Annotated in this window: 27 protein-coding genes and 1 other annotated feature; of the genes, 11 read left to right on the top strand and 16 right to left on the bottom strand. The window is 46.3% G+C overall.

Going from position 1 to position 26,287, the window contains the following annotated elements; all coding sequences use genetic code 11:
• Window positions 1-2: 2 nt before the first annotated feature.
• From WFI24_RS23850 to WFI24_RS23825, 6 genes are all read right to left on the bottom strand, one after another.
• Window positions 3-824 carry a metal ABC transporter ATP-binding protein gene (locus WFI24_RS23850; protein ID WP_336764591.1) on the bottom strand — a complete coding sequence of 274 codons (822 nt, stop codon included), beginning with the start codon at window positions 822-824 and terminating at the stop codon, window positions 3-5.
• A gap of 31 nt (window positions 825-855) precedes the next feature.
• Window positions 856-1,800 (bottom strand): metal ABC transporter solute-binding protein, Zn/Mn family, encoded by a 945-nt coding sequence (locus WFI24_RS23845; RefSeq protein ID WP_336764704.1) that lies wholly within the window; start codon window positions 1,798-1,800, stop codon window positions 856-858.
• A gap of 237 nt (window positions 1,801-2,037) precedes the next feature.
• Window positions 2,038-4,014: a peptidoglycan D,D-transpeptidase FtsI family protein gene (locus WFI24_RS23840; RefSeq protein WP_442956257.1), complete on the bottom strand. Its 1,977-nt coding sequence runs from the start codon at window positions 4,012-4,014 to the stop codon at window positions 2,038-2,040.
• Window positions 4,015-4,378: 364 nt separating this feature from the next.
• Entirely contained in the window at window positions 4,379-6,418 is a 2,040-nt protein-coding gene (locus tag WFI24_RS23835) for a peptidoglycan D,D-transpeptidase FtsI family protein (RefSeq protein WP_336764590.1), read from the bottom strand.
• A gap of 105 nt (window positions 6,419-6,523) precedes the next feature.
• Window positions 6,524-7,618, bottom strand: a complete 1,095-nt coding sequence (locus WFI24_RS23830; RefSeq protein WP_442956260.1) for a transglutaminase domain-containing protein — start codon at window positions 7,616-7,618, stop codon at window positions 6,524-6,526.
• Window positions 7,619-7,687: 69 nt separating this feature from the next.
• Entirely contained in the window at window positions 7,688-8,170 is a 483-nt protein-coding gene (locus WFI24_RS23825; protein ID WP_174806458.1) for an ATPase, read from the bottom strand.
• 190 nt (window positions 8,171-8,360) lie between these two features.
• Here WFI24_RS23825 and WFI24_RS23820 point away from each other — a divergent pair, with 190 nt between their 5' ends.
• Window positions 8,361-9,536, top strand: a complete 1,176-nt coding sequence (locus WFI24_RS23820; protein WP_336764588.1) for an MFS transporter — start codon at window positions 8,361-8,363, stop codon at window positions 9,534-9,536.
• A gap of 496 nt (window positions 9,537-10,032) precedes the next feature.
• On the top strand, window positions 10,033-10,380 hold the full coding sequence (locus tag WFI24_RS23815; RefSeq protein ID WP_036605733.1) for a toprim domain-containing protein: 348 nt from the start codon (window positions 10,033-10,035) through the stop codon (window positions 10,378-10,380).
• 75 nt (window positions 10,381-10,455) lie between these two features.
• Here WFI24_RS23815 and WFI24_RS23810 read toward each other — a convergent pair whose 3' ends face one another.
• Entirely contained in the window at window positions 10,456-11,067 is a 612-nt protein-coding gene (locus WFI24_RS23810; RefSeq protein WP_145325068.1) for an SCO family protein, read from the bottom strand.
• 440 nt (window positions 11,068-11,507) lie between these two features.
• Between WFI24_RS23810 and WFI24_RS23805 the strand changes: the two genes are divergently transcribed.
• Entirely contained in the window at window positions 11,508-12,488 is a 981-nt protein-coding gene (locus WFI24_RS23805) for a metal-dependent hydrolase (protein WP_336764587.1), read from the top strand.
• A 117-nt stretch (window positions 12,489-12,605) separates the two neighbouring features.
• Here the strand turns inward: WFI24_RS23805 and WFI24_RS23800 are convergent, their stop codons facing one another.
• Window positions 12,606-12,827 (bottom strand): alpha/beta-type small acid-soluble spore protein, encoded by a 222-nt coding sequence (locus WFI24_RS23800; protein WP_056702318.1) that lies wholly within the window; start codon window positions 12,825-12,827, stop codon window positions 12,606-12,608.
• Window positions 12,828-12,947: 120 nt separating this feature from the next.
• Between WFI24_RS23800 and WFI24_RS23795 the strand changes: the two genes are divergently transcribed.
• A complete protein-coding gene (locus WFI24_RS23795) occupies window positions 12,948-13,148 on the top strand; it encodes a hypothetical protein (RefSeq protein ID WP_145325066.1) in 201 nt (66 codons plus the stop codon).
• 116 nt (window positions 13,149-13,264) lie between these two features.
• Here the strand turns inward: WFI24_RS23795 and trpS are convergent, their stop codons facing one another.
• Window positions 13,265-14,257, bottom strand: a complete 993-nt coding sequence (gene trpS / locus WFI24_RS23790; protein ID WP_145325065.1) for a tryptophan--tRNA ligase — start codon at window positions 14,255-14,257, stop codon at window positions 13,265-13,267.
• Window positions 14,258-14,331: 74 nt separating this feature from the next.
• Window positions 14,332-14,600, bottom strand: a binding site (T-box leader).
• 245 nt (window positions 14,601-14,845) lie between these two features.
• On the opposite strand from trpS, the gene WFI24_RS23785 reads away from it, so the two are divergent.
• Window positions 14,846-15,820 (top strand): aldose 1-epimerase, encoded by a 975-nt coding sequence (locus WFI24_RS23785; RefSeq protein ID WP_336764702.1) that lies wholly within the window; start codon window positions 14,846-14,848, stop codon window positions 15,818-15,820.
• 205 nt (window positions 15,821-16,025) lie between these two features.
• Window positions 16,026-16,259: an alpha/beta-type small acid-soluble spore protein gene (locus tag WFI24_RS23780; RefSeq protein WP_076211017.1), complete on the top strand. Its 234-nt coding sequence runs from the start codon at window positions 16,026-16,028 to the stop codon at window positions 16,257-16,259.
• A gap of 79 nt (window positions 16,260-16,338) precedes the next feature.
• Here the strand turns inward: WFI24_RS23780 and WFI24_RS23775 are convergent, their stop codons facing one another.
• Window positions 16,339-16,752, bottom strand: a complete 414-nt coding sequence (locus tag WFI24_RS23775) for an O-methyltransferase (RefSeq protein WP_442956256.1) — start codon at window positions 16,750-16,752, stop codon at window positions 16,339-16,341.
• Window positions 16,753-17,026: 274 nt separating this feature from the next.
• The gene (locus WFI24_RS23770) at window positions 17,027-18,826 is read right to left on the bottom strand and encodes a M3 family oligoendopeptidase (RefSeq protein WP_336764586.1); all 1,800 of its coding nucleotides are present in this window, start codon (window positions 18,824-18,826) and stop codon (window positions 17,027-17,029) included.
• 339 nt (window positions 18,827-19,165) lie between these two features.
• On the opposite strand from WFI24_RS23770, the gene WFI24_RS23765 reads away from it, so the two are divergent.
• Window positions 19,166-19,336 (top strand): YycC family protein, encoded by a 171-nt coding sequence (locus WFI24_RS23765; protein WP_105409906.1) that lies wholly within the window; start codon window positions 19,166-19,168, stop codon window positions 19,334-19,336.
• Window positions 19,333-19,566 (top strand): hypothetical protein, encoded by a 234-nt coding sequence (locus WFI24_RS23760; RefSeq protein ID WP_017692378.1) that lies wholly within the window; start codon window positions 19,333-19,335, stop codon window positions 19,564-19,566. Before WFI24_RS23765 ends, WFI24_RS23760 begins: the two co-directional genes overlap by 4 nt.
• 12 nt (window positions 19,567-19,578) lie before the next feature.
• Here WFI24_RS23760 and WFI24_RS23755 read toward each other — a convergent pair whose 3' ends face one another.
• The 3 genes from WFI24_RS23755 to WFI24_RS23745 form a co-directional block, all read right to left on the bottom strand.
• Window positions 19,579-20,310, bottom strand: a complete 732-nt coding sequence (locus WFI24_RS23755; protein ID WP_145325061.1) for a DUF2225 domain-containing protein — start codon at window positions 20,308-20,310, stop codon at window positions 19,579-19,581.
• Between the two features lie 43 nt (window positions 20,311-20,353).
• Window positions 20,354-20,731: a globin domain-containing protein gene (locus WFI24_RS23750; RefSeq protein ID WP_336764585.1), complete on the bottom strand. Its 378-nt coding sequence runs from the start codon at window positions 20,729-20,731 to the stop codon at window positions 20,354-20,356.
• A 236-nt stretch (window positions 20,732-20,967) separates the two neighbouring features.
• Complete coding sequence (locus WFI24_RS23745) at window positions 20,968-21,132, bottom strand: hypothetical protein (RefSeq protein WP_222125274.1); 165 nt, start codon at window positions 21,130-21,132, stop codon at window positions 20,968-20,970.
• Window positions 21,133-21,284: 152 nt separating this feature from the next.
• Here WFI24_RS23745 and ylbJ point away from each other — a divergent pair, with 152 nt between their 5' ends.
• Together ylbJ and WFI24_RS23735 are read left to right on the top strand one after the other, a co-directional pair.
• Window positions 21,285-22,538, top strand: a complete 1,254-nt coding sequence (ylbJ, locus tag WFI24_RS23740) for a sporulation integral membrane protein YlbJ (protein WP_336764584.1) — start codon at window positions 21,285-21,287, stop codon at window positions 22,536-22,538.
• Between the two features lie 104 nt (window positions 22,539-22,642).
• Window positions 22,643-23,446, top strand: coding sequence for an NAD kinase (locus tag WFI24_RS23735; RefSeq protein ID WP_145325059.1), 804 nt, complete (start codon window positions 22,643-22,645; stop codon window positions 23,444-23,446).
• A 26-nt stretch (window positions 23,447-23,472) separates the two neighbouring features.
• Here the strand turns inward: WFI24_RS23735 and WFI24_RS23730 are convergent, their stop codons facing one another.
• Complete coding sequence (locus WFI24_RS23730) at window positions 23,473-23,892, bottom strand: YutD family protein (protein ID WP_336764583.1); 420 nt, start codon at window positions 23,890-23,892, stop codon at window positions 23,473-23,475.
• 14 nt (window positions 23,893-23,906) lie between these two features.
• Window positions 23,907-24,806, bottom strand: a complete 900-nt coding sequence (lipA, locus tag WFI24_RS23725; RefSeq protein WP_145325058.1) for a lipoyl synthase — start codon at window positions 24,804-24,806, stop codon at window positions 23,907-23,909.
• 240 nt (window positions 24,807-25,046) lie between these two features.
• Between lipA and WFI24_RS23720 the strand changes: the two genes are divergently transcribed.
• Window positions 25,047-26,117: a M23 family metallopeptidase gene (locus tag WFI24_RS23720; RefSeq protein WP_336764582.1), complete on the top strand. Its 1,071-nt coding sequence runs from the start codon at window positions 25,047-25,049 to the stop codon at window positions 26,115-26,117.
• The last annotated feature ends 170 nt before the right edge of the window (window positions 26,118-26,287 follow it).

Here is a 26,287-nt window from a genome sequence, read left to right as displayed (position 1 = left end):
CACTACACCTGGCCTTTCTCCGTCCGGCTTCCGATCATCGCAATCCGGCCTCCGTACGTCTCTTGCAGTGTATCCGGTACAAATACTTCGCTTGTCGGTCCGCCAGCCACCAGTCGTCCATTGAGCAGCAGCACATGGTCGAAGTATTCCTCGACTGTCGCCAGATCATGGTGAACGACCAGTACCGTCTTGCCTTGTTTCTTCAACTGTTCCAAAAGCGATATGATCGCTTTCTCCGTGGTGGCATCCACACCTGCAAACGGCTCATCCATGAAATACAGATCCGCGTCTTGCACAAGTGCCCGCGCCAGAAAGACACGCTGCTGTTGTCCACCGGACAGCTGACTGATCTGGCGGTACATATAATCGCCCATGCCGACTTGCTCCAGGCAGTGTGCAGCCAGGTCCCGCTCCTTTTTCCCCGGACGACGGAACCAACCCAGATGACCATACCGTCCCATCATAACCACATCGAGTGCATGCGTTGGAAAATCCCAGTCGACCGATTCCCGTTGTGGTACATATCCGATACGACGACGTTGTTCCCGGTACGATTGTCCGAATATCCGAACCTCGCCATGCATCTTCGGTACCAGTCCCAGAACGGCTTTGATCAGGGTGGATTTCCCTGCGCCATTAGGTCCGAGAATTCCGATGAGTTGTCCTTCCGGAATATCGAAGGATACGCTGCTTAGCACTGGTTTTTTATGATACGCAACAGCCAGATCCCTCACACTAAGAGGAGCCGATGTTGGCTTCGTTGCCTGCAAGTGACTGTTGTTCAGTCTCGTAGGAGTTTGTTCCAATAAAGTTGTATCTTCCATAATCCTGTAACTCCTCTCTTCATGTGATTCATTATTTCAGGGCTTCTACAATCGTCTCAACATTGTGGCGAATCATACCGATGTATGTGCCTTCTTCCGTTCCTTCAGCCCCCATGGCATCCGAGAACAGTTCTCCACCAATGCTGACCGTATGTCCTTTTTGAGCTGCTCCGGCAATGATGGCTTCCATCGCTTTTGCAGGCACACTCGATTCAACAAATACTGCTTTGATATGGTTATCCACGAGATAATCCCGCAGTTCGCTAACATCTTTTGCACCATATTCAGCTGCTGTACTAATGCCCTGAAGCCCCATGACTTTCATGCCATAGGCTTGACCGAAATATCCAAACGCATCATGTGCTGTAACCAATACCCGGCTTGCTTCCGGAATCTCCAGAATCTTCTCACGTACCTCGGCATCCAAAGCATCGAGTTTCGCTAAATACGTCTCCGCCTGAGCCTTGTATTCTTCAGCATGGTCCGGGTCTGCCTCCACCAGTGTATCGCGTACAGATTCTGCCGCATGCATCCAGTGACTTACGTTAAACCAGACGTGTGGGTCATATTCCGTTCCGCCTGTGTCTTTGCCTGAGTGTAGTTCCTCGACTGGAATAGTCTCTGTAACGGCTGTAACCAGCTTGTTTGAGGACATTTTCTCCAAAATGTCTGTCATTTTACCTTCGAGATGCAGTCCATTATAGAAAATGACTTCCGCTTGCTCCAGCTTGCGAATATCACCTTGGGATGCCTTGTAAAGGTGAGGGTCAACGCCTGGGCCCATCAGACCGGTAACATCAACATATGCCCCGCCTACCTCACGTGCTACATCCGCAATCATACCCGTTGTTGCTGTTACCTGTACTTTTCCTCCACTGCCTGTCTCTGCATTGCTTGAACACGCTGTAAGCACCACAACCAGCACCAGAGCCGCTAGCGTAATGAACCCCCTCTGAATACTCCTCATCTTCACCATTAACAATTCAATCGTCCCCTTTCCCTCTCCTAAAATAATTGTCCACATCTAATTTTGTTGTACAAGGTATTAAGTTTTAATCAAGACTAATAATGTTTCCCTTGTGCAAATTTTATCCGAAGCCAAAAAAAAAGGCAAGGGATAATTCCCCTGCCTGTCCAGATTCATATGTTGTTCACTTCATTAACCTGTTAGATATGATGTTAAAAGAGCTACATCTGCCGCCTTTCTTTTACATTACTCTTTGTCTTTTCCTTCGTCTTTCTTCCCTTTTGGCGTTCCATCTAGACCATACACTTCATCGTATGCATCGAAGATTTTCCGTGCAATCGGCGAGGCACTGACTGACCCGAACCCACCTTCCGGTACAACAACAGCTACAGCAAGCTTCGGATTATCTCGTGGTGCAAAGGCTATAAATACACCATTCTCTTTTTTGTTCGGTCCGGTGCCCTGCTCTGATGTTCCTGTTTTCCGTGCATAATCGTATGGGAAACCGTCAAATGAACTTACTTTGGTAACCATTCCTTTGTGCACTTCATTCCAGTGCGCCTCGGCAAAATCAACTTCATTAAGCACCTTAGGTTTGATCTCTTTCACCACATTGCCGTCCGCGTCACGGATTTCCTTCACCAGATGTGGTTCCATCCGTTTGCCCTTATTGGCAAGCATGGTCGTGTATTGGGCGAGTTGCATGGTGGTGTACTTGGCTTGTTGTCCAAACGAGGCAAATGCCAAACGTGTTAGAGCTGATTCGTCTTTATTATTATATTCTAGCCTACCCAGAAATTCATTAGGCAGATCTACACCAGTGGACACACCCAAGCCAAATTCCTGCATGTGTTTGTGCCAGACATCGATACCTTTCTCTGAGCCATAATTACGTAACAAACGTTTACCCACCATATCAATCATGAAGGCATTGGAGGATTTCTCAATCGCTCTTCTCGCCGTAATAGAACCATTATAAGCAGAATGCGAGTTCTTCACTTGTCGTCCGTCTTTCCCCAAAACCGCATATCCCTGATCATGATAGGTCTCTCCTGCTGTAAATAATCCCTCTTTTAATCCAATAAGCACACTTAACGGTTTAATGACCGATCCAAGAAGTACAACGGATTCCGCCCGACTAGGCTTGGCATCATTCGGTGGGAACGACTCGGTGGTTCCGTTCCGGAACACATATTTGATTTTGTCATAATCCCAATCGTTCGGATCATAATCTGGCATACTTGCCATAGCCACCACATTTCCTGTATCCACTTCCATGGCTACTGCGTATCCGGTAATTGCCTTAGGGAGTCTTCGCAATTCGTCCGTTATTGCTTCTTGTGCGGCCATCTGAATTTCCTTGTTAATGGTGGAAACCAGGCTGTAGCCTTTCTCAGGTGGTGTTTGTAACATCGTCCCATCTGGCAGATTACGTGCATCAATATCAATGGACTGGTATCCGCTTCGTCCGCGGAGTTCTTCCTGGTATTGAAGCTCCAGCCCATCGAAGCCAACCTTCTCTTCTTCATGGTACACAAGACCAGGATCACGCTGGGTACTTGCCCCCTCGCGGATGGCCTTATATTTGGTAATGGAATCTGGTGCCCGTTTGAACTCTCTTGTGTAACCCACAACCTGAACCGCTACGCCATCCGGGTCATATTTTCTTATGTTTTCTTCCAGCACCATAACGCCTGGATATTCTGCTTTTTTCTCCATGAAAAAGGCAATCTCTTTGGTCGATAGATCCGACTTCACAAGCCTCGGCACATACCCGAACGTTTTCTGGTAATCCAGATCCAGTCGTTTGATGATCTCTTCCGCATCCGGCTGCTCTTTGTCCCCTGGATTAAACTGCTTAAACACAGCCGCCAGATCATGAGCCAGTTCCTCTGCTTCCTGTCTACGTTCATCATTCCGATAATCCTCATACAACAACACATAGAGGGACTGTACAGGTTCGGAATAAGCGAGCGCGATTTCCCCTGTCGCATCATAGATGGGACCACGAACAGGTGCGAGTGGAATGTCTTTGGTATTACGACTCGTTTCCATATACGTCAGTTCAGGGCCCTCCACAAATTGCACAAAGGCCAACCTGAAAATGAGAATACTGAATATGACAAATGCCGCGAAAAAAAACAGATTCAGCCTTGCGGTGGAAGGCTTGTTGACGGGTGTATCTTCCTCAGTCATGGGTTTCTTTTTCAATCGGTTAAACATATTTTTAAGCCTCTCCCGTTCCTCTATAAAAATAATGTACTATCTGTATTGTGCACCTGTTCAATCCGATATTTAATCCTTTCTCATACAAGTCTACCAAAGGTTAGCTGTCACGTCTTTCAAATTTTGGTTACATTTTCGTAAACAGAACCGTTACATTAACCAATCTACCGATTTCAATGTAAACACTGACATATCAACGTTATCCAGTCCTCCGGAAAGCGTTTACCCTTCCCTTATATAAACGGGATATAGCTCATTTGGTTACACATTAATGCAATTAATCAGTCCATCCCCACGATCCATTCTCCGCGTGAAAAAAAAAGGACCCACGAAGGGTCCCCTCTGTAACCAATGCCTCACATCACTGTGTGCCTGATTCCGATTCTGAATCTTTATTCTTGTCTTTTTTCGGTACACCGTCGAGACCGAATTCCTCGTCATAGGCATCGAAGATCGCACGTGCAACCGGAGCCGCACTGCTCGATCCAAAGCCCCCTTCGGGGATAACCACAGCGACAGCAAGCTTAGGATTATTACGTGGTGCATAGGCGATAAACACCCCGTTATCCACCAGTTTACCACCTACTACCTGTGTCGATGTTCCTGTTTTTCTGGCAAAGTCGTAAGGGAATCCGCTAAATGCGGATACCTCAGTTGCCATGCCTCGTTGTACTTCATTCCAATATGCATCGTTAAACTCCACCGTGCTGAGTACCTTCGGTTTTACTTTCTCGACCACGTTGCCTTCCGAATCCCGGAACTCCTTGACCAATTGCGGCTCCATGCGTTTACCTTTGTTCGCCAGCATCGTTGTATACTGGGCAAGCTGCATGGTTGTATATTTTCCCTGCTGTCCAAAGGAGGCATATACCAGCTTGGTCAAGGAACTCTCGACGCTTTCCTCACCATATTCTTTGCGCCCAAGCCATTCATTAGGCAGGTCAACACCTGTTGAGATACCTAACCCAAATTTCTCCATGTATTCGTCCCACACGTCGACACCCTTTGCACCATACTTTGAGTACAGCTTCTTCCCGATCTCGTCAATCATGAACACGTTCGAGGAATGACGAATCGCATCACGAGGATACATTGCACCATACACATGCCCTGATGAGTTCTGCACTCTGCGATTGTCTCCACCAAAGGTCGTTGAACCTCTATCTGAATATACGGTATTTGTAGTGAAGAAACCTTCTTTCAAACCGATTAATACACTAAGTGGTTTGATCGTTGAACCGAGCAACACAACAGATTCCGCCCGTTTACCAGTATCATCTGGCGGGAATCCACGGATCGTACCATTTTGATAGATATATTTTATTTTATCGTAATCTTCATTGCTTATACCGCCGGTTCTCCATACGTTAGTATCATAGTCCGGCATACTGGCAGCAGATACGATTTTCCCGGTATCCACTTCCATCGCAACCGCAAACCCGGTCTTGGCATTCGGATGCAATCGACCGGAAACCGGGTTCCGGTGTAGCCAGCTCAACTGGTCCAGGATGGCCTGTTCCGTTTTCATCTGAACGTTCTTGTTAATGCTGGAAATCAGGTCATACCCTTTCTCCGGCGGGGTAGAACCTGCTACGCCTTCAGGTAAATTACGCAAATCAACATCAACGGATGTATATCCGCTTTTGCCGCGGAGAGCATCCTGATATTGCAGTTCCAGTCCATCAAAGCCTACAAATTCATTTTCCGTATACACAAGGCCCGGATCCGTTTGCGTTTTATTGGCCTCGTCCACCTCTTTGTATTTGTTCAAGGACTTCGAACTTCTGAACTTCTTCAGATAACCGATTGTCTGAACCGCTACCGTATCCGGATCATAGAATCGTACACTCTCCTCGACGATCTGAATACCTTTGAACTCGTCCTTGTGCTGCAGGAAATAAGCGACTTCTTCCTCGGACAGATCACTCTTGATCAGTCGTGGCATAAAACCGTTCGCTTTGCGGGAGTTCAAGTCCATCTCTTCAATAATTTTCTCCACCGTAAGTGACTCTGAATCCTTCAGCTTGTACTGTTCAAACACATCATGCAACCGGGTTGCAATATCCTGTACTTCCCCTATGTTAGGACTCGGTTTCCCATCAACATCCCCATAGTTTTTATAAAGTGTCAGGTAGAGAGACTGAATGGGCTTGGAGTAAGCCAACTTCACCTCACCTGTGGAATCATAGATCGTGCCTCTCACAGGAGGCAGCGGCACATCCTTGGTAATGTTGCTGGCCTCTTCCTGACTGAGCTCCGGCCCTTCAACGAATTGCAAAAACGCCAAACGTACAATAATAACGCTAAAAATAACAAAGGAAGCGAAGAAAAATACGTTCATTCGGTAGCTAAATCGCCGTTTGTCTGTAAGTTCATCCTTCTCATTGGAATGCTTTTTCATCCATCCTACCTCTTTCATGACTTGATGCATACCGCTCAAACTGGTTTTTCGCGGCATGATAACCTGGCAACGTCGTCATATTCCGGACCCATGTCCGTTGTAATGTTAAGCTGACTGATCCTTTAGATGGGTATCGGCAAAATTCGGAGGATTAAACCAATCTCCACTGATTGCCCACGTCGGATCAAGCGGAACCCAGCTCTCGGAATCACTCAAATACACTTCATTCCACGCATGCGGACCGTACCCTCCCTGGCCGTTATACCCAAGTCCTGTAACGACTTTGACTTCAAGTCCTTGTGAACGGGCCATCACGGCATAGAGACGGGCATAATCAATACATACGCCTTTGCGTGTATCAAATGTATTCTGCGGAGTCTGTTCATGCCATATGCCCTTTTGCTCATAGTCATCCACTTTACCATAGTCATACTGAATACGTGAACCTACCCAGTCATATAGCGCTCTTGCTTTGGCTTCATCTGTCGATTCGCCTTTAACAACCTCACGCGCTGCAGATTCAATGTCTGTCGGAATATTATGGTCAATGACTTCATATTTGCGTTGCAGGATACCGCCAAGTTCCTTCTGCACAGCCTGCGTAAATACGGGAAGCTTGTCCTTGATGAACGTACCAGACAACGGTTCGATCACCGATTTGGCCCCTTGCATATAGATGGGAGATGCCTCCACATATCGGCTGAACATGCTCCCAGGGTAGAGACTGACAATCATGAACAGCACCGCAATGACAATCATTCCGCGGACAGAGCCTATAATCGTGCCTATCAATGCACCTGTCAATCTGCTAAACATACCTTTAGGCGCACTTTCCTCGCCTAGCCCCTGCCTGCTGCTAAACATAATTGAAGACAGCAATCCAAGAACCAATCGGATGAGTCCGTAGCTAAGTACAAATAATACAGCGAACCGCATTAGCGGAAAATCTGCAATCGCCGTAACCAACGTATAATACATCTGTTCCCACCGGTTCAACTCACGGTTAGGCATGGCTGAAGCATACGCAGACAGCCACTGCTGTACATATGGCGCAAGCCACAACGTTAAACCGATCGACAACAGAATACCAATGACCGCCATAATGCCATCCATCAGGAACCCAAAGAGTCTGCCTGCTGAACGCGAAGCCCCTCTGGACCAACCCTGCAATAATGAAGCAGCCACAATCAGCAACAGCATAATCGTGATGCCATTCAATTCCTTCAGGCTGTCCAGCCAATTCTGCAGCACGTACCGATTCCCCCTTTACTACGATGCTGGTGCTGTTTTGTTCTCCTGTGCCTGTTCGACAAACGTACGTATCGTTTCATTGTCGAGTTTCCATTCGCCAAGTGAAATTCCGCGGAAGGTCACATCGACTTTATCCGATTGAGTTCTGCCTTTAATCTCCACATTGGGACTTGTGATGGTGAACGCCCCATCCTGTCCTTTGACGTATTTCGCTTTGGAAGCCTCCTTCAGCATCATGCTGGTTGCTTCCTTCTTCAATGTATCCATCGTGCTGGATTGTACGTCTGTTACTGTCTGTTTGATCTGATCAATGGAGATGCCGCTGTATATCAGTAGAGCCGCAATAATGATGATGGCAATCGCCCATTTCAATACGGTTTTGACCACATTCAGAACAAAGAACAATATGATCAATGCAACCACGATCACCAGCCAGTTCTGCATCACAAACTCTTTGATTACTTCTATGTTCATGACTACACCTTCCGTATTAGAATTCATTCGTTACACTTCCCGAATATTATACATGATTTCCGAAGCTGCTGTCAGCTAAGCCCTCCCTTGTAAAAATAAACGGTCTAAGTTCGTCCCGTCAGGCGTACAAGTAGTACCATGAGGTTCTGCTAGCGAACGGGGAACACGTTCAAGACTTGTAATTGGAACATGCATCGCTTAACAAGGAGGGGCTTATGTGAAAACAGCCATCTGGCTATACCTGTTTTTGTTCCTTGCCGTATTTGATTTGCACGCTCAGTATCCCATTTTGACCCCTTTTGCCATCTCGCTTGGAGCTGCCCCTACCTTCATCGGCTGGATGATGGGCATCTATTCCTTGACGCATCTTCCTGGCAATCTGATTGCTGGAACACAAATTGATAAACATGGTAGTCGCCGCTACATTGTGTTCAGTCTGCTTGGGGCAGGATTCATCCTGCTCTTGCAAGCCCATGTCCATACCCCATGGCAACTGCTGGCGCTGCGTTCCATCAGCGGTTTTGTGCTGGCCTTCCTGTCTCCGGCATGTCTCGCCCTGCTTGCACAGCTATCCAGCGATCCAGTGAAACAAGGAAAGTATATGTCAGGTCACGGGGTAGTTCATACGCTCGCCTCGGTTGTATCGCCAGCAGCTGGGGCAATCATTGTAGGTTCTATGGGATTTTCCGCTACATTCTCAGGATTAGGTTATCTGCTTATACTCACAGGTGTCATTGCATTCATGACCATGCCCCGTGGTATCGTTAAACAGCATGAGAAAGTAACGGAACCTGCTAAACCTGACGTTGCACCCGCAGATGCCACTAGTGTATTCCTGCCGGTATCCTGGCGCTACTTTGCCCTGCCTCTGGTTATTGCCTGTGCGCAGGGAATCCTCTTCTTCGAATTACCTCTTCGGGGAGGAGGGCATTCATCCATGATGTCTACCGGCCTTTTGTTCTCCATAATCAGTATTGGGGCCCTCTTCACACTCAGCATGTTATTTCTCAATCGGTATTCCCCCAAACTGCGTCTGGTTGCGGGCGTGCTACTGATGTCTTTATGTTTTTTTGTAATGGCAGCTATTCCGCAAATTCCATTGTCTACCGTATTGTTTGTACTTGGGATGTCCAAAGGTATTATCTTTCCAGCTATGGCCACTCTATTTATCCGTCTGAGCGGAGGAAGCAAGTTGGGACGAATCTTCTCGCTGCAATCCATCGCCACTTCCATTGGTTCTTTCATCGGCCCCATCACAGCCGGGCAACTTCGTGTCGGGTTATCACCCTATTTCATCGCCTTTGTTTTATTAATGATTGGTATGCTGCTGCTTCCATACTATACATCCAGACGCGAAGCTTCCCTATCCGATCCGAAAAGTATATTGAATTAGGCCAGTATTTTCATTAGCTTTGCATCATTCCCCCATTTACAGCTAAACTATATAAAATGGACTGACGTTTTACATGTTAATAAAGCTAACTGGGAAATCTATCTTTCACAATTACCGAAGGTTTTATCTTATTGGAGGTCAATATTAAGGTTGAACGATTAGCAAAAGTAGTGGAGGGGACGGAATCGATTTGAAGAAGCGATAGCGTTCGCCTTTGTCTCCATATTTCAACCTATAAAAAATCAATCAGGAAATTTGGAGACAACAGCGATCGGAAGAACGATCCGTAACCGGAACGGCCACTGCTAGCTAATACTTACCTAATGATGAACATGAATAGGATTTAGATACTTTCGAATAATGTGACTTGATGGGGTTGTTCTATCCTTTTAGCATCGTGTAAAGAAAAGCAGTCCATTTTATATAATCAGTCGATTTTCGCGGCAACATTTCCCGGGGAATGTCGACATAAGCTCTCGAACAAGAGGTGAATATGATGCCTATTCATGTCATTGTGGAAGGTAAGAATGACCGAAGCAAACTAAAACGTCTGGTTGGACCCGAAATCAACATTCTATGTACGTTTGGAACACTTAATTCACTCAAGCTGGAGACCTTGCGCAAACAGGTCGGATATGATGAAGTCTTTTTATTTATGGATAATGACAGTTCCGGTAAAAAAATTAGAGGTGTGCTTCGGGATGCTTTCCCGGATGCAGTACAGATGTATACGCGACGAGGATATGCGGGTGTAGAAGGAACGCCTGATGAGTATATCATTGCCCAGCTGGAGAAGGCCGGGTTAGAGACATACATCCAATACCCTGAACATCCTTCCTATTAAAATGAAATACCAAAAGGCTGCCTTTGGGTTGAGATCCAACCTAAAGGCAGCCTTTATAGTACAATGATCAGATCATTATTCGTTGATCAGATTGCGAATATCCTCGGCAATTACAGCTGGCACAACGTCCTCTGTATTAAATGCGTTATATACCTTGCGCAGCTGGTTATTCTCATCCACCAGACCAATCATGTTCATATGGGCAAAATCGTCCTTATTCTCCCCTTCAATCAGGATCTGGAATGAATCCCTGGCAAACTGTTTTGTTTTGTCCATATCCCCTCGCAAGAAGTACCATCCCGCATAATCCGCATGGAAGCGGTCCGCGAAAGTCTTAATCTTCTCTCTTGTATCGACTTTGGGGTCGAATGAAATGGATACAAACGAGACATCTTTACCGAAAGTGTCGTCCTCTTTCAACAGATCCTGCACCTGGGATAACGTAAACGTCGTAATCGGGCAGACATCTGGACAACTGGTGAAATAAAAGTAGAACAATCGGACTTTCCCTTGAGTATCCTCCAGGGATACCGTACTCCCATCTACATTTTCCATCGAAAAGGATTGGATTTCACGAATCTCGGGTAATTTTTCCTTACTGGCAAATACAGTGCCCCACATCAGATACACAGCCATAATCAGTGCGAGCCCCAGCAACATCCAGGTCCATTTGTACTTTTTCAGCATCTTCCTCGTCCCTTCTATATCTTCTCTAATGAATACGCATACATATGTGAATCAAAAAAGTCCTCACATTCGCTACGCTTAATTCATGCATTGTGACATATGTATTCAAAGAAACCTACTTTTTATGAGATTCTATATTATTGTAACGGTTTGAAGGAACTATGCCCATACATTATTTCAACGTTGCACATCATTCGATTTGTATTGTGCATTCTCTGGCGTAATTTCTCTCTGTATCCGATATAAAGTTTATCATAGGAAATGTGGAAATAGTTTGACAAACCACGTACATTTATTGGTTATAATACATTTATTGTCATCAATTTGGAATTTGGGGTGTTTTGCATCCTGACAGGCGGATATTATACACTATATATGGGTATCACCTAGATAGAGAAGCAATATGCCTTAGAACGATACACCACACAAAGGAGACGTTTATGGATACCTCTACACATTTTGTCATGGGGATTGGTTTAGCCGGTCTGGCTTATATCGATCCTGTCGTCGCGTCCAATCCTATGCTTGCAGCTGCAGTAATGGTTGGCACGATTGCCGGTTCCCAGGCCCCTGACATCGATACTGCGTTACGTCTCAAAAGCAATTCGCTTTACATTCGGAATCATCGGGGCTTGTCACACTCACTGCCGTTTCTCCTGTTATGGGTTCTGCTCATCACTGGCGTCATTGCACTGATATTCCCTGGTGTCCCTATGGGTCACGTTGCCACTTGGACCGCTGTAGCCGTAGGCTTTCATGTATTCACTGATCTGTTCAATACCTATGGAACCCAAGCTGCCCGGCCTTTTACGGAACGCTGGATCGCTTGGAATATCATTCATATTTTTGATCCGTTTCTATTCACCACGCACGTCGTGGCTATTCTGTTATGGGCCTTTGATCTGTTCGCCCCTGCACCAATCTTCATTACGTTGTATAGCTTGACTGGTTTATATTATGTATGGCGGACGATTGCTCGTGCACAAGCGGTTAGAAAGGTTAGACGTCTTGATAACAGCCCAGAGCAAGCAAAATATATCGTCATTCCGACGATATCCTGGAATCGCTGGCATATCGTTAAAAAAGTTAAAGATGGCAGTTATGAGATTGGTAAAATGGATGGTTCTAATCTGGCATGGAGTCTGCACGCATCGTCTTCTACTCATGCGGCCGTTGCCGCTTCACGCAAATCACCGGAAGTCAGTGCCTTCCTCTATTTCACCTCCTATGCGGTGGCTGAGGTTGAAGAACTGCCTGCCGGTTACAAGGTCCGCTGGGCAGATGTACGTTATCGACACCGGAAACAATATCCATTTGTCGCTGTAATTGTGATGGATCGGAATTTTGAAACAATTGATACGTATGTAGGGTGGTTAAGCGATGAGAAAATGGATAAAAAACTTTTATCTGCACGCCCTTGACGAAGCGAGCATGGCAAGGCACAATCAGACATAGGAACTGATACGCGAGAAAGCCCGGAGCGTTTCCGCCCCGGGCTTTCTGTTTATCCTGTTTTGTTGCTGTTTGGTTAAGATGAATTATTTGCCAGACCCAGCCAGAGACTGCTCAGCGATTTGTACCAGACGTTTGGTGATATATCCACCCAGAGATCCTGTTTCACGGGAAGTGTAGTTACCATAGTAACCGTCTTGTGGGATAGTTACACCCAGTTCCTGTGCAGCCTCCATTTTCAATTGTTGCAGTGCTGCAGTCGCTTGAGGTACCACCAAGTTGTTTGAAGAACGAGATCCTTGAGCCATAATTTATAATCTCCTTTCAATCTGTGTCTGTAATGTATTGCAAGCTTGCAAGATTATTATGGCTCGTACGCTTCAGGTTATACGGAATTTTACTAAATTTGTAGATGGAGGTTTTTCCCAATGAGCAAAGGCTTATCCCTATGGTTCGCATTCTCTTCGATCATCTTGTTAGCGGTTACAGCAATTACAATCTCCTACTCTGGTTGGTTAGCCGCACTACTGTTTGTGCTGTCCATTGCCAACATTGGTTGGGGATTTGTGATTCGCGCCAAAAAAGAACGTCAGGAAGTTCGCTCGACCGCTTCAGAGCCTACTTCTTGAACAGGTCATTTTATAATTCAATAATAAACGTACAAATAAAGAGGAGTCCTTCATTAGGGCTCCTCTTTATTCATGTTAACTATTCATTGCGTGAAATATGATAATCTTGTACAGCACTACAGTTTACGTTTAGGAACAAACCCCATACGTTCTTTCACTGCATCCAACGTTTGAGCAGCAACTTCTTCTGCACGGCGGGCTGACGTATCCAAGACTTCGGCCAATTCGCCAGACTCGCGAATCTCATTATACCGTTGTTGCAGCGGTTCAATCACAGATACAACCACTTCAGCCAGTTCCTTTTTGAACGGACCATACATCTTGCCTTCATAACGCTCCGCTACTTCCTTAAGCGTCATACCGGCACATTCCGCGTAGATACTCATCAGATTGCTAACTTCCGGTTTGTTCGCTGGATCGTATACCACTTCACGCCCGGAATCCGTTGTAGCACGGCTGATTTTTTTGCGAATAACATCTGGCGGATCAAGTAGAGCGATATAGCTGCCAGCGTTAGGGTTACTTTTGCTCATTTTTGAAGATGCATCATCAAGTGACATGACCCGAGCACCCACCTGCGGAATATACGGATCTGGAATGGTAAAGTACTCCCCATAACGGTGGTTAAAACGTCCTGCCAGATCACGTGTCAGCTCCAAATGCTGCTTCTGGTCCTCACCTACTGGCACAAGGTCAGCATTGTATAACAAGATATCAGCAGCCATTAATGATGGATAAACGAACAGTCCGGCACCAACGGAGTCTTTACCGGATGATTTATCCTTAAATTGAGTCATACGCTCAAGCTCACCCATGGAGGTCAGCGTAGTCATCAACCAGCCCAGTTCCGCGTGCTGCGGTACATGGGATTGCAGAAATACGTTGGATTTCGACGGATCAATGCCTGCTGCAATAAACAGCGCAGCTACAGCTTCTGACTGTTCACGTAATGCTGCCGGCTCTTGAGCCACGGTGATGGCATGAAGATCAACCACCATGAAATGACACTGATAGTCATGCTGAAGTTTCACAAAATTTTTGATTGCACCAATATAATTACCTAATGTGAGCTTGCCGCTCGGTTGAATACCTGAAAGTACTGTTTTCATTGCACATAACGCCTCCCTGATTGTTTATAAAAAGCTCCCGCCATTCTCTGCGAACGCAAAAAGGCCCCACATCCGCAAGGGACGTGAGACCGTGGTGCCACCCTTATTCGCTTTTCTTCCATTGCTCCTGACCCTGAATTCAAGTCAAGCTGAAGAAATGCCTTCATTGTTCCGTAACGTGGATTATACGGCAGACTCTAGTGGGGCAAGCCCGTCGCTGGCTGCGCCTGTTCAAATCCACACTCAAGGGTCCATTCGGTAAAAAGCTCACACCGGTTTGCATCAACCACCGGCTTTCTGAAGAGAGTTCTCTTGGCCTACTTATCCCTGTCATCGATTTCATGTCATTTAATTTTAACTAAATGCTTTCAGAGTTCCATCTTAATGCGCACAGGCGCGAATGTCAAAATGAGATGAACTTTTTTACCCCGCACATCAAAATCTGTTATGATGGAATTGCTTATCCTATTGTTTACTTTACTCAAAGTAGAACAGGAAATAGCTGGCATGTACACAATGACACGCCTGCAGCAGATTGTCATCACAACTGCTTGCAGACAGATTTCAAGTGGGAAAAGGAGCATCGATATGAAACAAGTGACCAAAGGCCAATGGAATGGTTACGACACGTATATCCTACATAGCCGTGAATTGGAAATCACCCTGCTGCCGCGTCTAGGAAATAATATTATTTCTATTCGCGATTTGGTGCAGGACAGAGATGTCGTCCGTCGTCCGGATGAAGACGATCTTGCCTTTTATCTGCAGAAGCCGTACCATTTTGGCGTTCCTCTTCTGATTCCACCAGGACGCATTCATCGGGGACAATTCGAATATGAAGGTGTTCGTTACCAGTTTGATCAGAACACGGCGAATGACAACCATATACACGGTCTCCATCGTACCCAATCCTGGTGTGTCAGTGACATTGAGGAAGATGAAGACGGCTGTGCAATTACGACCGAATTACTGACTGAAAATGAAGATCACTGGATGGCTCAATTCCCGATTCCCCTGAAGCTTGAGATGACATTCAGTTTGCAAAACGCTGTATTTAGCCAGCGTCTGCGAGTCACCAATCTGAGCTCAACACCTGCTCCATTCGGGATGGGATATCATACATGGTTTTTGCTAGATGGCAAACCTGCTGACTGGACATTGCAAGTGCCTGTTTCCGGACTATACGGACAGAATGAAGAACAACTCCCTACAGGTGAAATAGAATCTCTAGGTGAATGGTCTGCTCTGAACGAAGGCATCAACTTGCAGGGACGTAACTGGGATACTTTGTTGAAAGCTACCGAAGGTGAACCAGCCACGGCTTACTTACGCAGACAAGATGGTTATACATTGAAATATTCAGCAGATGAAGCATTTTTCAAACACTGGGTTCTCTTTACCAAAGGTGAATCCGATCAATTCTTGTGCATTGAACCGTATACTTTGCTCCCGGATGCACCCAATCTGGCTTTGTCGGATGATCAGACAGGGTTAATTCGTCTGGAACCGGAACAGCCTGTTGAGCTATTTACACGTATTGAGGTTATACCTCCTACAGACTAAGCGAGCTTATCATCCTCTATGTTGCTTTTGCGCATATGACCCTATATTTTGATATCCTTACACAACTTGTCGACCCGCATTGGGTCGGCTTTTTTATATGACATATCTACCATTAAACATCCATATTTTCCCTTACGCCATATCATGTATATTTCCGTTTTCTCTAACCATACTAACATCACCAACCCATAAGGAGGTGACACATATGTACGGAAGTCAAAACCAAGGTAGCGGTAGCCGCTCCAACAACCTGGTCGTTCCCCAAGCAAATGCTGCATTGCAACAATTGAAAATGGAAGCTGCACAAGAGCTGGGTGTAACGATTCCACAAGATGGTTACTACGGTAACTATACTTCCCGTGAGACAGGTTCTCTGGGTGGATACATCACTAAACGTCTGGTGCAAATCGCTGAGCAGCAATTATCGGGTCGTTCGTAAGCTCGTAATTTTTGCTTAAGTAGCGTTAAAAAACAAAAGCGGCCTTCTTCGGAAGTGCCGCTTTCTCTTGTGCAATGAATTATGAGGTCGACTCCATACCTGAATCCTTGTTGTATGTATTGGTTCTAGGGTAACGAATCATAAGGCTGGCCATATTGTAATTGGATTCCATCGTTGCATCTACCAAAATCATACCTTGTCTTACTGTGAAGTCATACGCTATTTCTCCATGTGTCCAATTACGCTTGAATTTCAACGTTTCCAGAGCCATCGCTCGGAAAGAAGTTCTTTGGGTATCGTTTAATCCTCCATCCTCGATTTCCATCTGTCCATCGCGTCCGGCTATCGGATTATGTCGAATTCCAAATTTCCCAATTACGTTGTTTCGTATTTGCACAAAAACTACCCCTGAATCTAAACCTGATAATTCATGATCAAGCTCTTTGAATACCAAATCTAACTGTCGTGCTAATGAAAGTTGTTCAATTTTCATAATAACACTCCTCCTATAAGCTTATAGTCCTACATAATAAGGACTTACGACTCATTATATGACATCATATGTGCTCATTCAACAAAGAATGATAAATTTGGGTAATTATGACTATAATTTGCACAATTAATTGCCATTCCACTTCCTTAAACCGAGTTTTTTCACTTATTTGCGACAAAATATTCGAGAACTGAAAATCGGGGATCTCAAACAAAAAAAGCTGCAATCCCGTGTCTGTTAACACGGGATTGCAGCCATTTCATATATCTTCAACCTATTTTTCGGTTGCTGTCATCTGCAGAAACTGCTCAATATCGGCAATAACCAAGTCCGCAGCATTTTGCCAGAAATCCGGTTGCGTCAGATCGGTACCCAAATGTTTCTGAGCGAGTTCTTCAACCGTCATACGCCCTGTATCACGTAATAAATCATCATATTTATCTGCAAATGCTGTACCTTCCTGCTGCGCTCTTGCATAGATTCCCGCACTGAACATATAACCGAACGTGTATGGGAAGTTATAGAATGGCACACCTGTCAGATAGAAATGAAGTTTGGATGCCCAGAAATGAGGATGATCGGATGCAAGCGCGCCACAGAACGCTTCCTGCTGTGCCTCCACCATTAATTTGGATAACTCATCCGCGTTGACCAGGCCTTTTTTGCGTTGTTCATAGAAACGATTCTCAAACAGGAACCGTGCATGGATATTCATAAAGAACGCCACACTGCGCTGTATTTTGTCTTCCAGCAACGCCAGCTTCTCTTGCTCATCTGTTGCCGCCTGTACCAGCGCATCTGCCACAATCAGTTCGGCAAATGTGGACGCCGTCTCTGCCACATTCATCGCATAGCGCTGATTCAATGCAGGCAACTCTTCCATAATGTGTTGATGATATCCGTGACCAAGTTCATGCGCAAGAGTCGACACATTGGATGGCGTCCCGGAGAAGGTCATGAAAATTCGGGTTGCTTTGCTAAGTGGCAGAGACGTACAGAATCCTCCTGGTCGCTTGCCAGGACGGTCTTCTGCTTCGATCCAGCGTTTCTCGAAAGCCATCTCTGCAAAAGAAGAAAGTTTAGGACTGAACTTAGCAAACTGTTCAACAATATTGATCGCTGCCTCATCGTAAGTGATTTTGCCACTCGATTGGCCTACAGGTGCGTCTACATCGCTCCAGCTGAGCTTGTCTACACCTAACAGTTCCGCCTTGCGCTCCAGATACTGAACAAGGGAAGGTTTAGCACCGTTAATCACATCCCACATCGTATCCAGTGTCTGACGTGACATCCGGTTGATGGCCAGAGGTTCTTTGAGGATATCATCCCAGCCACGTTTCTCATATAACTTCAGACGGAATCCTGCGAGGTGGTTCAGTGTATCTGCACAGAAATCTTCGACATCGGTCCAAGCCTGCTCCCAGTTGGCGAATACCGTCTCGCGTACGTTCCGATCACTATCGCTCAGCTTGTTGGCAGCCTGTCCTGCGGACAGCATCACCGTTTCCCCATCTTGCTCAAATGGAATGTTTACCTTGCTGACAATCGTGTTATAGAATTTGCCCCAACCATGGTAACCATCCACACCCAGATCCAGAGCAAGACCTTCCAGTTCTGGCGACAGCTTCTCACGAGCCAACGTGCGACTCTCGTTCAATGCAAATGCCAGTGGCTGGATATCTTCCCGAGCAATCCACACATCCCACACCGAATCCGATGTCTGACTAAGTGTATTATCGAACTTCGACTTACTGCCGTTCAACATCGCACCAAGGGAACTGATTGCCCCCTGAAGCTGCGTTGCCTTCTTGTCCTTCTGGTTTTGTGATGAGAGGCAAGATACAAACGCAGAACCTTCCGATATGCGGACATAGCAGCTTTGCAGCAGTTCCAAAATGGGATCAAATGCAGCCGTCTCTTCTAAGGAAGTCGGTGCAGGTGTTTCGTTCAACAGATGTTGCAGTTTACATACATCCTCTTCCAGTTCAATCAGATATGCAGCGAATGATTCGGAGGAAGAACCTCCACTAAAAATGGACTCCAGATCCCATACGGGGTGTAATGGCGTTTTCATTTAATCAGGCACCTCTCTCTATAAATTGGATCGTTAGGATTGAATTAAAAACTGGTTTTCTGTGTGCTGTATCTCTATACTAGAGAAATAGCTACAGAGGTTGTTCAAAAAGTCCACTTTTGATTACGAATCATGCCTAACGGCATCATCAGCATCGAATATGAAATTCAGCCGAAATAAGCGGATGCTTACGAAGGTTGTTTCCTTTGGAAACAATGTAGTTGCTCACGTAGTTTGCCTACGCTCCGCTACTCCATTTCTATCTTCATTCCATCTTCTCGGAACTGAAAACCAGACTTTTTGAACATGTATTCATAGCAACTTTCAGGAGGTAAACGTATGAAACCTTTACAAGTATCGGCTGATACAGCCGTCAAATTAGCAGAATCCTTGGGCGTACCTTTGGAGCACCTGATGCACATGCCCCAACATATCCTGATGCAGAAGATTGCGGAACTCGCCAAACAGGAAGCCTCCAAACCTGCCGCAACAGAAGGCGAACAGGAATGATTCCGTTTGAAAACAGCTGGCCTTACGATATTGTCATGGGAGATATCTATGTACAGCAATGCCCTTACTGTCATGCAAGCAATGTGCTGCTCCCCCTTAAACCGAAAGAGCTTGTGCTCATTCGCGAAGGAAAAAAGAAATTACTGGTCTTCCCCTGCTGTAATACCAGCATGACCGTGATCGACAACGACAGTGACTATTTGTTATCCAGCCGTCCAGTCCGTAACTAATCAAGATTTAACTTAAAGGGGGCTACGTTTCGTAGCCTCTTTCTCTGCTTCCAGCATCTCTTCTGGGAGTTCCAGCTTGCCTGAAATCATCTGTTCGCGCAGCACGGCCCACTGTTCTCTTGAAGCACGAATCATAGCCGCATCTGTGATCCGCTTGTCATGAATGACCTTGCCGAACCATTGTACCGCTTCATTGAACCGGCCTACCCTGCGGTTCAATTCCCCGAGCAAATACAACAGTTTGGCTTCATTGCCACCCGTTCCTTCACGTTCGAACACTTTGACATAAGCCTCAAGGCTAAATTCAAGAAAACGATGTTCCTGTGCATGATCCTCCATATAACGATACAGCCAGGCAATATGATGCAGCAGGCCAGCGACGACACGGTCTTTCTCCTGGATAACCTGTGCGCACAGCAAGGCAAGCTTGTACGTAGCCAGGGCCTGGTCCAATGTCCGTGCTCCACTATAATCACGTTTCACCCAGCGATTACCGATCTGTTCCTTAAAAGCCTTGCGCTGAGCATCATTCAAATGCTCCGTTGCGTTCTCCGTGGAGGCAAACCCGCACTGCGGACAGATGCGAACCACATAAAAATCCGGATTCTCCAGCTTGTAGTAAGCACAAAAATCGGAATCCGTTCGGTAGGGTCTTTTCAAGCTCGGTCTTACCCGTGAGGTGTCATACTCGGTTTCGCAATAATGACACGTCACTTTCACCTTATACAGCGGCTCTAATTCCACTCGCTCCCATCCCTCTCCCGTACGCTTATAATCCTAATCGGAACTATGGTGTATTCACAAAATGATGTGCAGGCCCGGATAAACGCTGCAGGATAAACGAATGCAAGGGCTCCTCCACACCGATCTGTGTTAATGCCTGATTCATACATGCAAGCCAAGCCTCAGCACGTTCAACCGTCACTTCAAAGTGCATATGACGGGCACGCATCATTGGATGTCCAAATGCTTCGGAAAACAGCCCTGGCCCTCCAAAAAACTGAGACAAAAACATATACTGCTTCTCGATGACCGGCTGAATATCTTCCGGGAAAAGTGGCGCCAGTTGCTCATTCTGCTGAACGATCGGATAGAAAGCCTCGACCAGTGCGCGAACACCTTTCTCGCCGCCAAGATTGTCATAAATACTCAAACTGGGATTCATTCGTCTGATTCCCCTTTCTGATGTCGAATTTTGCCATATATTACACGTTCCGTGAACATTGTGAAAACAGTAACAATATCCAGGCTACACAAGCCTTTATCTCCATTCTATCAAAAAAAACCAAAAAGTCCTATATAACATGAAGATGCATGACCGGCTATCTGTGTATAGGACCTTCTTCAGCACATTACACAAAAAAAGCGCCAACCGCATGGGTTGGCGCACTAGATATTTCATTAATAACTCCGCCAATCCTCTTCCTCAGAGCGTACCAGCGAGGCACGTATCACATATACAAAAGCACAGACCAGGATCCCGGTGACAAGACTCATGATCATCACTCCATCCGAATTGAATTCCACCTTGGAGACAATTAGGTGACGTTCAGGCGTTTTTCCCATTTTAGCACACATCACTCAAAAACACAGCCACTTTTGCAAGCGCTTTCTATATATAATTTTGTACTGTTTGTCCGCTTTTTTTCATATATTGATGGCAAAAGCGCCACTGACTGCTGCACACCGACCATTCCAAAAATAAAGGAGAAGAATTCATGGCTGCTCCACAACGACTCACCCATGTCCTGATCACACTCGCTCTCCTGATCCTTTGTGTGTTAATGGTCTCGTTCCCAGCGGAAACCTGGCATGCAGGTGTACGCGGACTGTCCATCTGGTGGGACGTATTGTTTCCCTCCCTTTTTCCTTTTTTAGTGCTGTCCGAGCTGCTGCTCGGATTCGGGATTGTTCATTTTCTCGGTACGTTGCTGAACCCACTAATGCGTCCATTGTTCCGTGTTCCCGGAAGCGGTGGTTTTGTATTTGCCGTAAGTTGTGCATCCGGTTATCCTACAGGGGCTAAACTGACCGCCCAGTTATGGGAACAAAAATTGGTTACTCGGGAAGAAGGAGAACGGCTCGTTGCCTTCACCACATCATCCGATCCGATCTTCATGATAGGAGCTGTATCGGTTGGGTTCTTTCACAATGTTGCCATTGCTCCAGTATTGGTTGCAAGCCATTATGCTGCTGCTTTTCTGGTGGGTGTGCTCATGCGTTTCCACGGGGGTACAGCGAAAGGCTCACACCCAGACATCTCTTCTAAAGCTCCATCAGAGGAGAAGCATCAAAACAGACTCATCCGCGCCATCTATGCCATGCATGAAGCAAGAAAGGCTGACGGACGGGCATTTGGTGAACTGTTGCGCCAGGCAGTCTCCTCATCCCTTCGCCTTATTATTATCGTAGGAGGGCTGGTTGTATTCTTCTCGGTCATGATGGAGTTACTTGTGCAGACCGGTTGGCTTGGCGGATTGTACAGGATTACCGAGCAATTGCTACAGTATACCGGATTGCCTCCATCCTTATCTCCTAGCTTGGTCGGGGGTTTATTTGAAGTAACACTGGGGGCCAAGGAAGCTGGAGGTGTTAGTACCTCTATTCCACTCGTATATAAAGTAGCGGCAGCTGCCTTTGTACTCTCCTGGGGCGGACTATCCGTCCATGCGCAGATTATGAGTGTCCTTAGTAACACACCAATGAGATACGGCCCCTTTCTATTTGCCAGAGCCATACATGCGCTAATCGCACCTGTGCTCGTCCTGCTGTTATGGACACCCATGATGGGGCGTTCTTCTTCCCCTGTTCTCATGGAGCCCGGTTTCATCCCATCATTATCGACGTATACACCGGACTGGGGACTGATCTTTTTGTCCGGAATGATTGTTTTTGTAAGCCTCATCGTGTTGTTGCTATTGTTGGCGGTATTAAGTTCCATTCTCAAACCTAGTCGACAAGCCAAAAAATAAGCCTACCATTCATCTATATTTAACTGAATATGCATCCAAACGTTGTGTTCTTCCGCGGAATTGATTATCATCGGTAGTATAATGACCACAAAGGAGCTTTCATCTTGAGATACTATGTTCAAGACCGCGGAGACCAGTTATCGATTGATCTCAGTCAGCAGTTTCATGCGCTGGCGAAGGAAGAAGGGTTCAAGCTGGATGCAGAATCGCCGGAGATCGTCATCTCCATCGGGGGCGATGGTACGATGCTGCAGGCATTTCACAATTTCATCGACCGCATTCCGGATATTGCTTTTGTTGGGGTTCATACAGGCCATCTCGGCTTTTATGCCGATTGGAAGAAGGAAGAATTACGTGAATTAGTTAGACTGATGAGTGGCAAAGGAGATCCGGAGCGGCTCAAACCACGTATTGTACAATATCCACTCCTGGAGCTTGAGATTCGTAAAAAGTCGGGGAATTCCTCTTACATCGCACTTAATGAATTTACGTTAAAAGGTGTGGACGGTACCGTCGTGGCCCAGGTCGATATTAACGATGTGACTTTTGAAATGTTCCGTGGGGATGGAATCTGTGTATCCACGCCATCAGGCAGTACAGCATACAACAAAGCCCTTGGCGGTGCCATGGTGCATCCAACCATTGAGGCCATTCAGATTGCGGAGATTGCTTCGATCAATAACCGAGTCTATCGGACACTCGGTTCACCGGTTATTTTGCCCAAGCATCATCATTGTGATATTTTCTCCCGTAAGGATCAGCGGTTATTAATGACGATTGATCATGTGAACGTAATGGTGGAGGATCTCATATCTGTGCGTTGTCAGGTATCCAATCACAAGGTTAGTTTTGCGCGTTTCCGTCCTTATCCATTCTGGAATCGGGTCCGCACGGCATTTCTGGACTAACATACACACCAAAAAAGCGGTCCTTCTCAGGAACCGCTTTTTGCTTTGGCTTGAGGTTGATCTTTACTCTTCTGAAGCACAAAGTACGCACAGCCAAAGTTACAATATTCATTGATATAATCCACCATACTGGCGATCATGGAATCCTTCGTAGCTTTGGGATGGTTATCACGGTAAAAACCTTTTAACCTCAACTGGCTATAACCCCAGTCCCCGATAATATAATCGTAACGCTCCAGCACTTCACTGTAACGATCACGGAAGACTTCTGGGTTCCAGCCCTCTTTGTGGTTCTGGACGATCTCATAATTTTTGCCGCCGACCTGTACAATGACCGGTTCTTTGGGCTTTTCTTCAACCAATTCAACACCTGACTCCTGAACCGGCTCCTGGATCTGTTCCTGAAGTTGTTCCTGAATCTGTTCTGTGATTTTTTCTTCTTCCAATCCGGTATCCTCCATCACGCGTGTGTTGCCGCCTGTTCAGCATGTTTGGTAGCCGATTTCACCTGTTCATGCGCATGGTAGGAGCTGCGAACCATCGGGCCGGATTCGACATGGCTGAATCCACGTTTCAATCCTTCCTGTTTCAATGCAGCAAACTCCTCTGGCGGATAATACTTTTCAACATACAGATGTTTCTCCGATGGTTGCAAATATTGACCAATCGTCATTATATCGCAGTTCACCGCACGAAGATCATCCATCGTTGATAAAATTTCATTATATTCCTCACCTACACCAAGCATAATGCTTGATTTCGTTGGGATGTTAGGTTGCATTTCTTTGGCACGAGCAAGCAATTCCAGTGAACGTCTATACTTGGCCTTGGCACGCACTTTGTCTGACAACCGCTCAACTGTCTCAATATTGTGATTCAGAATATCTGGTTTGGCATCCATTACAATCTGCAAAGATTCCCGATCGCCCAGAAAGTCTGGAATGAGTACTTCAACGCTGCACAATGGCAAGCGCCGCCGCACGGCCTTTACCGTCTCTGCAAAAATCGTAGCTCCCCCGTCCTTCAAATCATCACGGGCTACACTTGTAATTACGCAGTGTTGCAGATTCATCTGTTCTGCTGCTTCCGCCACACGTTCTGGTTCCTGCAAATCAAGCTCCGTTGGCAAGCCTGTATTCACCGCGCAAAAACGGCATGCCCTTGTGCAAATGTCGCCCAAAATCATAAAAGTGGCCGTTCGATTGGCCCAGCATTCATAAATATTCGGACACCGTGCTTCCTCACATACCGTATGCAGCGTTTTGGAACGCATCATCGTTTTCATTTCCTGATAGTTATCGCCGGTTGTCAATTTGATCCGAATCCAATCCGGTTTCGGTTCTTTAACACGTTTAGCCAATGCATAAACCTTCTTTCTACTGAAGTTAGGCTGTTGCTCGGAACATATTATACCATGAAAGCGCTGGAAAAACCCCCATTTGTCACATCTTGTGCATTCAACCCTGATCTGGACAATTTGTTTCATTCGATTCATAACGACAGCTCACATGGATAAAATGAGAACTTTTGAAGAACGCTAACCTTTAGCTTGGTTCATCGGGTACCTTGTATCATTCTAATGGAAAGGGGCTGCTTCCCAGTGCAACAACGCTTGACCTTCAGGCACACGTATTGCTTTTGGATCAAAACATTACTTGCAGGTACTCTGCTTCTCCCATTCTTGCCTGTTGACGTTTACAGTGAACCCGCCGGAGCCGCTCCCAAACCACAGGCAGCTGAGCTAAAGCCCGCAGAAATTTTCGCTGCACGTCGCCATTTATACGAGAGCATCGGTCAGATGACTCAGATTCCCTGGTACAGGCTGGCCGCAATTGATCAGTATGAACGAACGATTACCCGTGCACACCCGAAGGATCGCAAGCATCCTGAGCGACTTACAGGTATTTTCATGACCTCTCCGGCATGGAGAGGATGGCTAAATCCTGATGAGACGGATCAACGCCCGAACTCCATTCTCTTTTTCAACGGATATGGACGTGACGGTTCTGGGGATGGCCTGGCAGATGCTAACAATGATCAGGATGTGCTGTACAGCATAGCTTCTGTTATTCAGGGTTACGGACACAAGCAAGAGGACTTCAACATTGCCCTGTGGGAATATTATCACAACTCCCGTGCTGTACAACGGATACAACAATTCGCGAAGTTATATGAGCATTTTGACAACTTGGATCTATTTGGACATGCCTTTCCCGTGCCGCTCGGAAGCAACTACTCCTACCGCAGCACCTGGGGTACGAAACGAAGCTGGGGCGGCTATCGCATTCATGAGGGAACCGACATCTTCGCTCCGCATGGACTACCTGTGCGCAGCACCTGTTACGGGATCGTGGAAATCAAAGGCTGGAACCCGTTTGGCGGCTGGCGCATCGGGATTCGCGATTTGAACAACCATTATCATTACTACGCCCACCTCTCAGGTTTTGACAAGAGCGCACGCATCGGTGAAGTGGTTATCCCCGGCCAGGTCGTGGGATGGGTTGGCAGTTCGGGTTATGGCAAACCTGGGACACAGGGTAAATTCCCTCCTCATCTGCACTATGGGATCTACCGGGACAGCGGACTGCACGAATGGTCGTTCGATCCTTACCCACAGCTGAAACATTGGGAACAGGAAGAACGCAAACAGAAGAATAAGAAAAACAAGTGAGACGAGGATATGCTCCGTACGTGGAAGCAATTTGGAGTACACCTCATGTCTTGACTAAACCTGTAAATTGGCGGGATTAAGTCGATTCTCTTCGGCTCAGCGTACGATAAGCATTCGAAAAAGGGACCTCTTTAATAGAGGCCCCTTTTTTGTTTTGCAATTCAAATTTG

The sequence above is a fragment of the Paenibacillus sp. USHLN196 genome, assembly GCF_037144955.1.
Classification (GTDB): domain Bacteria; phylum Bacillota; class Bacilli; order Paenibacillales; family Paenibacillaceae; genus Paenibacillus; species Paenibacillus xylanexedens_C.
Note: the sequence above shows the minus strand (reverse complement) of the source record. Positions and strands in the feature narration are given on the sequence as shown.